Annotated in this window: 11 protein-coding genes and 1 riboswitch; of the genes, 4 read left to right on the top strand and 7 right to left on the bottom strand. The window is 60.7% G+C overall.

The features are described 5' to 3' along the window. Positions 1 to 4: 4 nt before the first annotated feature. Entirely contained in the window at positions 5 to 616 is a 612-nt protein-coding gene (gene cobO, locus QRN20_RS17215) for a cob(I)yrinic acid a,c-diamide adenosyltransferase (protein ID WP_058431683.1), read from the bottom strand. Positions 617 to 708: 92 nt separating this feature from the next. Beyond that, positions 709 to 924, bottom strand: a riboswitch (cobalamin riboswitch). 161 nt (positions 925 to 1,085) lie between these two features. Between cobO and QRN20_RS17210 the strand changes: the two genes are divergently transcribed. Then, complete coding sequence (locus tag QRN20_RS17210; protein WP_285360837.1) at positions 1,086 to 2,414, top strand: PQQ-dependent sugar dehydrogenase; 1,329 nt, start codon at positions 1,086 to 1,088, stop codon at positions 2,412 to 2,414. Between the two features lie 527 nt (positions 2,415 to 2,941). Here QRN20_RS17210 and QRN20_RS17205 read toward each other — a convergent pair. The 6 genes from QRN20_RS17205 to QRN20_RS17180 all read right to left on the bottom strand — a co-directional run bounded on the left by QRN20_RS17205 (position 2,942) and on the right by QRN20_RS17180 (position 8,242). Beyond that, on the bottom strand, positions 2,942 to 3,484 hold the full coding sequence (locus QRN20_RS17205) for a C40 family peptidase (protein ID WP_004884158.1): 543 nt from the start codon (positions 3,482 to 3,484) through the stop codon (positions 2,942 to 2,944). Positions 3,485 to 3,578: 94 nt separating this feature from the next. Continuing rightward, positions 3,579 to 4,301, bottom strand: coding sequence for a C40 family peptidase (locus tag QRN20_RS17200; protein ID WP_217669797.1), 723 nt, complete (start codon positions 4,299 to 4,301; stop codon positions 3,579 to 3,581). A 75-nt stretch (positions 4,302 to 4,376) separates the two neighbouring features. After that, the gene (locus tag QRN20_RS17195; RefSeq protein ID WP_162864130.1) at positions 4,377 to 5,141 is read right to left on the bottom strand and encodes an NAD-dependent deacylase; all 765 of its coding nucleotides are present in this window, start codon (positions 5,139 to 5,141) and stop codon (positions 4,377 to 4,379) included. After that, the gene (hda, locus tag QRN20_RS17190; protein WP_004884162.1) at positions 5,135 to 5,839 is read right to left on the bottom strand and encodes a DnaA regulatory inactivator Hda; all 705 of its coding nucleotides are present in this window, start codon (positions 5,837 to 5,839) and stop codon (positions 5,135 to 5,137) included. Before hda ends, QRN20_RS17195 begins: the two co-directional genes overlap by 7 nt. Before the next feature lie 216 nt (positions 5,840 to 6,055). After that, the gene (locus QRN20_RS17185) at positions 6,056 to 7,129 is read right to left on the bottom strand and encodes an AI-2E family transporter (protein ID WP_025993804.1); all 1,074 of its coding nucleotides are present in this window, start codon (positions 7,127 to 7,129) and stop codon (positions 6,056 to 6,058) included. A 39-nt stretch (positions 7,130 to 7,168) separates the two neighbouring features. After that, positions 7,169 to 8,242: a DUF2066 domain-containing protein gene (locus QRN20_RS17180; protein ID WP_029241404.1), complete on the bottom strand. Its 1,074-nt coding sequence runs from the start codon at positions 8,240 to 8,242 to the stop codon at positions 7,169 to 7,171. A gap of 356 nt (positions 8,243 to 8,598) precedes the next feature. Between QRN20_RS17180 and purM the strand changes: the two genes are divergently transcribed. From purM to QRN20_RS17165, 3 genes are read left to right on the top strand one after another with little or no spacing between them, the layout of a single operon-like run. Further along, a complete protein-coding gene (purM, locus tag QRN20_RS17175; protein ID WP_004884166.1) occupies positions 8,599 to 9,657 on the top strand; it encodes a phosphoribosylformylglycinamidine cyclo-ligase in 1,059 nt (352 codons plus the stop codon). Next, positions 9,657 to 10,307 (top strand): phosphoribosylglycinamide formyltransferase, encoded by a 651-nt coding sequence (gene purN, locus QRN20_RS17170; protein ID WP_217665839.1) that lies wholly within the window; start codon positions 9,657 to 9,659, stop codon positions 10,305 to 10,307. Before purM ends, purN begins: the two co-directional genes overlap by 1 nt. An 8-nt stretch (positions 10,308 to 10,315) precedes the next feature. Continuing rightward, positions 10,316 to 11,029 carry a DUF3108 domain-containing protein gene (locus QRN20_RS17165; RefSeq protein WP_004884168.1) on the top strand — a complete coding sequence of 238 codons (714 nt, stop codon included), beginning with the start codon at positions 10,316 to 10,318 and terminating at the stop codon, positions 11,027 to 11,029. Positions 11,030 to 11,267 lie beyond the last annotated feature (238 nt).

The raw sequence follows: 11,267 nt of genomic DNA, 5'->3' as shown, positions 1-11,267 counted from the left end.
TGGCTCACAGTTCGATACCTTTCTGCGCCCGGATGCCGGACTGGAATGCATGTTTGACCACGCCGATATCCGAAACGGTATCCGCCAGGTCGATCAATTCGGGTTTGGCACCACGCCCGGTCACCACCACATGCTGCATGGGCGGACGGGCCTGCAGATCGGTCAAAACCTGCTCAAGGTCCAGATAGCCGTGCTTGAGAGCGATGTTCAGTTCGTCGAGCACCACCAGACCGATAGCCGGATCGCGCAGCATTTCAAGGCTCACGGCCCAGGCAGCCTCGGCAGCCGCGATATCGCGCTGACGATCCTGGGTTTCCCAAGTGAAGCCCTCGCCCATCACGTGATAGCGCACCTGCTCGGGGAAGCGGCGGAAAAACATTTCCTCGCCTGTGCTGTTGCGCCCCTTGATGAACTGCACCACGCCGCACTGCATGCCATGGCCCATGGCCCGCGCAAGCATGCCGAACGCCGAGCTGCTCTTGCCCTTGCCATTGCCGGACAACACCAGCAACAGGCCGCATTCATTGGGCGAGCTGGCGATACGTTCGTCCATCACGGCTTTCTTGCGCTGCATGCGCGTCAGATGGCGTTCGTCGCGTTCGGGGGATTCGTTCATCTCGGCTCTCCGCTCGGGGGGTCGCGAAAGCAGACGGAAGGACAGCACTGAACAGCACGGCAACGCCCTGCACAGAGCATCACCCTCCGTGATGCAATTGAGTATTTCAGGCCGGTCTCCGGGCTCATGAGCGGGTCATCCGGGCTGCACGCCTTCCCGCGTCGAAACGCAGTGGCACGATGCACAGCCTTGACTCATTTACCGTTGCGGGGGCAGCGCCGGAATCGGATCGTCAGACCCTCACCGGCTTCCCTGTTTCACCCTGCCAATCGGGAGGATTGCAGAGCACCTGAAACAAACCGCGAAGGGTAGAGGGTTGGGGGTGGAGCGTCAATCGACACCGCAGTACACAGGGCATAAAGGCCATTCACTTGCATGACGCCGCCGGATGGTGGCTCGCAATTGAACCTCGGCGGTCAGGGTGTCTCTATCCCTTACTGGACCAAGCCTTTGTCGATGGAGATTCACGATGTTCAAAATCAGACCACAGTACGCTGTACTGCTTCTGCTCGCAGGCGGCCTCGCGGCGTGCGGCGAGTCTTCGACCTTGCAGGTCTCGGACGGAACAGGGCCTTCTCCAAAACTGCCGGAGCCGAACAAGACGCTGATTCCGACGGTCAACATCGCCCCGGCCATCGGCTGGGAAAAGGACGCCAAACCGGTGGCCGCGCCAGGCACCCAGGTTGGCGCCTTCGCTGAACATCTGGATCACCCGCGCTGGCTGTACGTGCTGCCCAATGGCGACGTACTGGTCGCGGAAACCAACTCACCGGCCAAGCCGGATGATGGCAAAGGCATCCGTGGCTGGGTCATGGAGAAGGTCATGGGCCGCGCCGGTGCGGGCGTTCCGAGCGCCAACCGCATCACCCTGCTGCGCGACACCAACAACGACGGCGTGGCCGAAACCCGCAGCGTCTTTCTGCAGAATCTCAATTCGCCGTTCGGCATGACGCTGGTGGGCAACAAGCTGTACGTGGCCGACACCGACCGCCTGATCAGCTTCCCGTATGAAAACGGCCAGACCTCGATCAGCGCCCAGCCGACCAAAGTGGTCGACCTGCCGGGCGGCACGCTGAATCACCACTGGACCAAGAACGTCATTGCCAGCAAGGACGGCAGCAAGCTGTACGTGACCGTCGGCTCCAACAGCAACGTGGCCGAGAACGGCATGGACAAGGAAGAAGGTCGTGCGGCGATCTGGGAAGTGGACGCTGCCACCGGCAACCACCGCATCTTCGCCTCGGGCCTGCGCAACCCCAATGGGATGGATTGGGAGCCGACCACTGGAAAACTGTGGACAGCGGTCAACGAGCGTGACGAGATCGGCAGCGATCTGGTGCCCGATTACGTGACCTCGGTGCAGGACGGCGGCTTCTACGGCTGGCCTTACAGCTATTACGGCCAGCACGTGGACGAGCGCGTCAAACCGCAGAACCCGGCCCTGGTCGCCAAGGCCATCGCCCCCGATTATGCGGTCGGCCCGCACACAGCATCACTGGGGCTGGCGTTCGCCGACGGCAAGACGCTGGCAGCACCGTTCAACGAAGGCCTGTTCATCGGCCAGCATGGTTCCTGGAACCGCAAACCGCACAGCGGTTACAAGGTGGTGTTCGTGCCCTTCAGCGGCGGCAAACCAAACGGCGCACCAGTCGATGTGCTGACTGGTTTCCTCAACAGCGACGAAAAGGCCATGGGCCGTCCGGTAGGCGTGGTCAATGACCATCGCGGCGGATTGCTGGTAGCGGATGATGTGGGCAACAAGATCTGGCGGGTTACATCGGTGAAGGTGGCTCAATAACGCGGTGACGCTCAGAGCATGGGAACGATCATGGTCTCAAGCACACTGATCGTGCCCATCGCTCCACGTGGGCATGCCGCCCGTGACGCTCTGCGTCACAAATGGCACAGACTGCGGACTCAGTAAGCCGAGCGCATGACGTGGAAAACGCTGGAGCTTGGGCACGCATCTGCGCCACATTCGAGAGCGGACGCGGAGCGTCCTGGGAGGCATTCCCACGCAGAGCGTAGGAACGATCATGGTCTCAAGCACACTGATCGTGCCCATCGCTCCGCGTGGGCATGCCGCCCGTGACGCTCTGCGTCACAAATGGCACAGACTGCGGACTCAGTGAGTCGAGCGCATGACGTCGAAAACGCTGGAGCTTGGGCACACATCTGCGCCACATTCGAGAGCGGACGCGGAGCGTCCTGGGAGGCATTCCCACGCAGAGCGTAGGAACGATCACCACTTACTGAATGAACGTGGCTTTTCCCACAATCCGCTGTTATCTGCACAACAGCGGCAGAAGCTTGCGGCATCAGCGATCAAGGACGATTCTGTGCCAGGTCCGACGGCTGAATCACGCGCTTGGCGTTGAGGTAGGCTTTCTGCCAATACGGCTTGTCGAGGCTGTCGAGCTTGACTGTGCCGCCGGTCGCTGGGGCATGTACGAAGCGGCCTTCGCCGACGTAGATCCCTGCATGGGAAACCTGCGAGCCGCCCGAGGTGGCGAAGAACACCAGATCCCCTGACTGCAGCTGTTCGCGGCGCACATTCGGCGCGCCCATCACCACCATGTCACGCGTGGAGCGTGGCAGGGAGATCCCCGCAGCGTCGCGGTACACATAGCCGATCAGGCCACTGCAATCGAAACCCGAATCCGGCGTGTTGCCACCCCAACGATAGGGCGTGCCGACCAGCCCCAATGCGCGAAACAGCACATCTTCGGCAGCCTGGGAAAGAATCTGGGGAGGAGCAGTTACCACCGGACGCTGAACGATCCGGGGCTGGGGAGGCGGCGGTGCGCTGGCGCAGGCGCCAAGCAACGCGGCAATAGAGATAACCATCAGGCGCAAAGCAATCGACATAACCACAACAACCTGATCCGGATGCGGCTTACGCTGCCGAGAAGCTCAAAAACGAAAACAGGCCATCGGCCTGTCTGCGTTTTCCATATTTCATTTACTTACGGCGTTTTACTGCGGTCTTGACTGTAGTCGATGTCATCGCCGTTGTCTGCGTGGCAACTGCTGACGTCTTCACGGCTACGGCACCGGGTGCCATTGCCAGAGGACGCTTGGCTTCGATGAACGTTTTGCTCCAATAAGCGTCATCAAGGCTGTCGATGCGTACACCACCGCTGCGGCGGCTGCTGGAGTGGATGAACTGATCGTTACCGGCGTAGATCGCTGCGTGGCTGACGCGACCACGGCCGCGTGTGCTGAAGAACAGCAGATCACCCGGCTTGAGGTTGTTGCGCGAGACCAGAGGCGCATCGACGTTGATCATTTCACGCGTCGAGCGCGGCAGGTTCATGCCAGCCTCTTCGCGGAACAGGAAACCGATGAAGCCGCTGCAATCGAAACCCGAACGGGTCGAAGTGCCGCCGAACTGGTAACGCGTACCGATCAGGGCCTTGCCACGTTCAAGGATGCTGTCGGCCAGAACCGGCAGTTTGTAGGATTGGTTGTCAGCAAACTGGGCCAGTTCGTCTTCAGTGGCCATCTCGTCCTGCAGGGCGGCGGCATCGGCGCGGCGGGCAGCGGACTGGGCGGTGACGGTGTTCTGATAACGAGGCGCTTGCTGAGCCTGTTCTTGCTGAGAAACCGGCATATTGGCCGAGCAACCGAACAGGAATGTGACGAGTGCGAGGGGCACGAGGGGTGCGAAGCGAACAACTAGCATGGGCACGACCGTGGCTGAACTGTTAAGAAGGCGAGACTATGCCTTCTATCCAAGTCATTTGCAAATTCAATCGAACTAAATGTGACTTATGAGTTTTTCCATGACATGTGCCGCCCGGCACTTCAAAAACACGTCCATTTGCGCGCTGTGATCGGTCGCCTCAGGATTGATTTCTGCCGTGAAACCCCCGGAAACCCTGGTCCTGATCACCGGCTCGTGAATATAGGGGAAGCTTGCGGTAGTGCCGATGGTCAGCACCGCGTCATAGCCTATAGCCAGTTGTTCATACAGTGTTTCCAGGGCCTGTTCCGGGAGCATTTCCTGAAAAAGAACGACGGACGGTCGCAAAACGCCACTACAGATTGAGCACAAAGGTGGCATTGGTCGCTGCAGATGCTCACTCAGCTGAGGATCTTCTGCGCCACAGGACTGGCAGAACAGCGGCGCCATCTGACCGTGAATCTCGATCAGGCGCTCAGGCGGACTGCCTGCAGCTCTATGATAACCATCGACATTCTGGGTCAGCACCCAGCACTCGGGCTTGATGCGCTGCAACTGAGCGATCGCGTAATGCGCAGAATTGGGCTGCCCGCCCAGACAGGCCTTGCCCAGTTGAGCGATGTATTTCCAGCACAGCTCGGGATCACGTCGCAGCATCGGACCGGACAATGCGACCTCAATCGGCAGACCGTCATCGGTTCGGCCGTTATAGAGTCCGCCTATACCACGGTAAGTCGGCAACCCCGAATCCGCAGACAGTCCGGCACCGGTAATGATCAGAATTCGCCTGGCGTGGCGCAGTGCCGCCGCCGTTTGCATGACCAGTGCTTCGTCTACCACCCCAGCGTCTCTTTAAGGAAGGGAATGGTCAGCTTGCGCTTCTCCTGAAGGGACGCCTGATCGAGGCGCTCCAGCAATTCGAACAGCGCACTCATGCTGCGGGTGCCGCGAGTGAGGATGAAATGCCCGACTTCGTCGGTGAGGTGCAGACCGCGTCGCGAAGCACGCAATTGCAGGGCGCGCAGTTTGTCCTCATCGGACAGGCCGCGCATCTGGAACACCAGCGCCATGGTCAGGCGGGACTTGAGGTCCGGCAGCTTCACCGGCAGTTCACGAGGCGACTTGGACGCGGCGATCAGCAGCCGCCGCCCGCTGTCACGCAGACGGTTGAACAGATGAAAGAGGGCTTCTTCCCACTCCGGCTTGCCAACCACGGCCTGCAGGTCGTCCAGACACACCAGCTCGTACTGTTCGAGATGGTCGAACAGTTCGATACCTTCATCAATGACTTCGGCCAAGGGCAGATAGACCGCAGGTTCACCCATCTGCTCGAAGCGCAGGCAGGCCGCCTGCAACAGATGCGTACGCCCTACCCCGTCCTTGCCCCACAGATAGATGAGGCTTTCCGTCCAACCGGCGTCGGCTTCGCACAGCCGCTCGACATAGCCGAGTGCAGCGGCATTGGCGCCTGGATAGTAATTGACGAAAGTGGCGTCATCACGCAGACGCACACTCAGGGGCAGCTGAATCGGTTTCATGCTGACGAACGGTTCATGCGAACCGCCAAGGGCCTCTGTGTAAAGTGCGCAAAGTTTATACCCGTGACGCTGGTCGCACAATGCGACAGACCCCAAGCAAAATCAAAGGGTTGCGACAGGCTGTGTAAAGCAATGAGGCGTTTGAGGTATCTGCGACCCTTTCACGGACCTGGCCTGCGTCCGTGAAAGGGTCGCTTGATCAGCGGCTGGGAGGGCCTACAGATCAGGGTCTTCGGCCCCGGCGTAGATCTGCGAGTCCTTGTAGACATCATGAACGTGGCGCACCAGCACCATGATCACCGCCGCCACCGGCAAGGCCAGCAGAATGCCGGTGAAACCGAACAACTCGCCGCCGGCAAGGATCGCAAAGATCACCGCCACCGGGTGCAGGCCGATGCGGTCACCCACCAGCAAAGGCGTGAGCACCATGCCTTCCAGCGCCTGACCGATCATGAACACCGCAACGATGCCCATCATCGGGTACAGATCGCCGCCGAACTGGAACAGGCCCGCCACCAGCGCCGAGCCGATGCCGATCACGAAGCCCATATAGGGCACGATGGCAGCCAGACCCGCGATCACGCCGATCAACAGCCCCAGCTCCAGACCGACCAGCATCAGACCGCTCGCATAGATAACGCCGAGGCCGACCATGACCAGCAACTGGCCGCGAATGAACGCACCCAGCACTTCATGACACTCACCCGCCAGCTTGACGATCTGCCCCTCGCGGTGGCGAGGCAGCAGGCCGCGAATCTTGCCCATCATCACGTCCCAGTCACGCAGCAGGTAGAAGCACACCACCGGGATCAGCACCAGATTCGTCAGCCAGCCGATCAATGCCAGGCTCGACGCCGTGGCCTGCGACAGCACGATGGAAACGATGTCGCCCGCCTGCCCCATGTGCTCGGACAGCGCGGCCTTGATCTTGTCGAACTTCCAGAAGCCGTCGGACAGCCCGAACTTGGCCTGCACCCACGGCAACGCCGAGTGCTGCAGCCAGTCAAGCATCTGTGGCGCCAGCTCATACAGGCGATACAACTGCTTGGCGAGCATCGGGACCAGCACCAGCAGCAAGGCCATCAGCACCAGCGTGAAGAGGCCGAACACCGCCACGACACTCAATGTCCGGGACAGGCCCGCCCGCTCCAGACGATCCACCAGTGGATCGCCCATGTATGCCAGCAGCAGCGCCACCAGAAAAGGGGTGAGGATCGTGTGCAGCAACACCACGAATGCGACCAGCAGGGCCAGCCCGCCAATCCAGAACCAACGTCGCGTATCAGTCATCAATGTCTCTCAACCCAGGGGAAAAGTACGCTTGCCGCATTACCAGCGGAAATACAATTGTGGCGCGGACGCCGGAACAATCATTGGAGCTGGCGCAGCGACAGGCGCTGACGCATCGACCGGAGCCGCAGGTGCAGGCGGTACAGCCGCTGCCGCCTCGCTCGCCGGTACTTCCTGAAGTTTAGCCAGTGACATCTGCGAACGAAGCTGATCGGCGCTGCCGTTGACTTCGAAGGTCACGCGATCTCCTTCGACCAGCGTCACACGCACGCCGAAAGGATCGAGCAACTGCAACAGTTGCGCATAACGTTCAAGGTTCATGCCCTGAACCTGCATGAGCAGGCCGGTGGACGCGCCCGGCTTGGCGACGAAGCGCGGTGCCAGGCGCTGGCTCACCGACAGCAATACGGCGTCAGCCAGAGCGTCGGACGTGGCGCCGGTAGCGGTGCCCTGTTCACGCTGCTCGCCCAGCCACAGATTCCATTTGCCTTGCCATTGCCCGGCATCCTCTTTGGCATGAACCGCCAGAATTGCATCGGCGCCATAACGCTCTGAGGCTTCCTTGAGCGGCGCGGCATCAGTGCCTTCAAGAGTCTTGGCGGTGCCGATGCCCTGCTCGCTCAGGTCAGCCAATGGCAGGCGCAACGGCAGGCCACGGTGCTGCGCGGCGCGGCGCAAAGGCTCGGCAGCCGACTGACCGTCGCCGACCAGATTGGAACCTTCGACCGAGTCATTCAGCCACCAGCCCAGAATCGACGGGCGATTGCTGCCCCAGATGGGCAAGCCGGCCTGACGCAAGGCGCGGTCTGTGGTCGCCGGATCGAAATCAACAAGCAGGGTCTCGGGCGGACCCGCTTCGTAACCGTACTGGCTGATGATCTGCTGTGGATCCTTGCGCAAGGCGGCAAGCGCCGAACCCTGAGCGGCCTTGGTGTCGCCGGTCAGGCGCAGCACCAGGGTTTCGACGGCCGCCTGAGTGGCGCGTGTACGCTCATCGGGCGACTGGCCGTTGACCGGCTCGCGGACCTGATAAAGGTTGTTCACTGTTTCAGCAAGGGTCGGCAGGCTGAACAGGGACAGACAGCCGATGAGAAGAATTCTGGAAAAACGCATGGACAGTTCCCGAACGGAAAAAAGGTAAAGAAAGAGCAGTTTCAGGAGGTGGATTCATTGGACGGACAGGCTTGAGACAGCGCTTTGCCACCAATCATTCACTACCCGCCTAAAGTACACCCTAAACATCTGGAGTCGAAGTCGACCCAGGCAAGGCCGTGAGGTTTATTTAGTAGAACCTCCTCCTACCGTCGGCGCAAGGATGGCCCCACGAGGGCAAGCCTGATAAAATCGCGCGCCTTCGCAGACCGGCAATCGCGATGACCCAACATAGCACTGCGCGACAGCACTTTGCTGAACGGGTCCCACCGCAGCGGTCGATACCTCCGAATCCCCCCTAAAGGCCTGGATTTTTTATGAGCAAGCAACCCTCCCTGAGCTACAAAGACGCCGGTGTAGACATCGACGCCGGTGAAGCATTGGTCGAACGCATCAAGAGCGTCGCCAAGCGCACCAAGCGTCCGGAAGTCATGGGCGGCCTGGGAGGTTTCGGCGCCCTCTGCGAAATCCCGGCTGGTTACAAGCAACCGGTTCTGGTCTCCGGCACCGATGGCGTGGGCACCAAGCTGCGTCTGGCACTGAACCTGAACAAGCACGACAGCATCGGCATCGATCTGGTGGCCATGTGCGTCAACGATCTGGTGGTCTGTGGCGCAGAGCCGCTGTTCTTCCTGGACTACTACGCCACAGGCAAGCTGAACGTCGAGACCGCAACCCAGGTCGTGACCGGCATCGGCGCAGGCTGCGAACTGGCCGGTTGCTCGCTGGTCGGCGGCGAAACCGCTGAAATGCCAGGCATGTACGAAGGGGAAGATTACGACCTGGCCGGCTTCTGCGTCGGCGTGGTCGAGAAAGCTGAAATCATTGACGGTTCCAAGGTTGCCGCGGGCGATGCCCTGCTGGCACTGCCGTCCTCCGGCCCACACTCCAACGGTTACTCGCTGATCCGCAAGATCATCGAAGTGGCCGGTGCCGACATCGAAAACATCCAGCTCGACGGCAAGCCGCTGACCGAACTGCTGATGGCGCCGACCCGCATCTACGTCAAGCCGCTGCTCAAGCTCATCAAGGAAACCGGTGCCGTCAAGGCCATGGCCCACATCACCGGCGGCGGTCTGCTGGACAATATCCCGCGCGTTCTGCCACAGGGCGCCCAGGCCGTGGTCGACGTCGCCAGCTGGCAGCGTCCGGCCGTGTTCGACTGGCTGCAGCAGCAAGGCAACGTCGAAGAAAACGAAATGCACCGCGTGCTGAACTGCGGCGTGGGCATGGTGATCTGCGTGGCTCAGGAGCACGTCGAGACCGCGCTGAACGTACTGCGTGAAGCGGGCGAACAGCCTTGGGTGATCGGCCAGATCGCCACCGCCGCCGAAGGTGCTGCACAAGTCGAGCTGAAAAACCTCAAGGCGCATTGATGTCAGCCATCTGCAATGTCGTGGTGCTGCTGTCCGGCACCGGCGGCAACCTGCAAGCGATGATCGACAGTTTCAAGGACGGGGCCAGCCCCGTCCGCATCCGCGCTGTCATCTCCAACCGTGACGATGCGTTCGGCCTGCAACGTGCCAGAGACGCAGGCATCGAAGCCTGCGTGCTGGACCACAAGGGGTACGAAGGTCGCGAAGCCTTCGACGCCGCGCTGGTCGAGCTGATCGATACCTTTCAGCCCGATCTGGTGGTACTGGCCGGATTCATGCGCATACTGAGCGCTGACTTCGTCAGGCACTATCAGGGCCGTCTGCTCAACATCCACCCTTCCCTGTTGCCGCGCTACAAAGGTTTGCACACCCATAAGCGGGCGCTGGAGGCCGGCGACACCGAGCATGGGTGCAGCGTGCACTTCGTCACCGAGGAACTCGATGGCGGACCGCTGGTCGTACAGGCAGTTATTTCGGTACAGTTACAGGACACACCCGCCACGCTCGCGCAGCGGGTGCATGCTGAAGAACACCGTATCTACCCGCTGGCAATACGCTGGTTCGCCGAGGGCCGATTGAGCCTGGGCGAAGAAGGCGCGTTACTGGATGGCCAGCCACTCCCGGCCACCGGCCATTTGATTCGACACTAGGAGATATTATGCGTCGCGCTCTGCTCTTCGCTTTCGCTCTGCTTGCCATCCCTGCTGTACAGGCCGCAGACCTTCAACCCTTCTCCGCCAGCTACACCGCCGACTGGAAACAGCTGCCCATGAGCGGCACGGCTGAACGCAGCCTGGAAGCCGGGCCGAACGGCACCTGGACCCTGAATTTCAAAGCGTCGATGATGATCGCCAGCCTGTCCGAAGTCAGCACGCTGAAAGTCGACAAGGACACCCTGCTGCCACAGACCTACAGCTTCGAGCGTAGCGGTCTGGGCAAATCCAAGAAGGTCGATCTGGCGTTCGACTGGAACACCAAGTTCGTCACCGGCACCGACCGCGGCGACGCGATCAAGCTGCCGCTAAACCGTGGCATCCTCGACAAGTCCACCTACCAGCTCGCCCTGCAGCATGACGTGGCCGAGGGCAAGAAAAGCATGAGCTATCAGGTGGTCGATGGCGACGAAGTCGATACCTACGACTTCCGCGTGCTGGGTTCGGAGAAGGTCGACACCAAGGCCGGTCAGGTCGACGCCATCAAGGTCGAGCGCGTGCGCGACCCGACTCAAAGCAAACGCATCACCGTACTGTGGTTCGCCAAGGACTGGGACTACCTGCTGGTCCGCCTGCAACAGGTCGAAACCGACGGCAAGGAATACAACATCATGCTGCAGGACGGTACAGTCAACGGCAAGGCTGTCAAAGGCAGCTGATTCACCTGACTGTTAGCAGTACAAAGCCCCGCTTGATGCGGGGCTTTTTATTGCCTGTCGTTCAGCACCGATCAGTACTGTCTCACGCTGATCGTTCCTCACGCTCTGCGCTCATCGTTATACACAAGTCCGCAAGACGCGCAAAACGGAGCTAAAACGTAAGTATCCGGCAGAATGCATTCCCTGTGGGAGGCGCCACCACGTCTTCGACGTAGCGCTGTCGCGCAGCAAACTTGGT

It is taken from the genome of Pseudomonas sp. fls2-241-TYG-175 (genome assembly GCF_030209155.1).
GTDB classification, from domain to species: Bacteria; Pseudomonadota; Gammaproteobacteria; order Pseudomonadales; family Pseudomonadaceae; genus Aquipseudomonas; species Aquipseudomonas viridiflava.
This window is presented reverse-complemented; position numbering and strand designations above follow the sequence as displayed.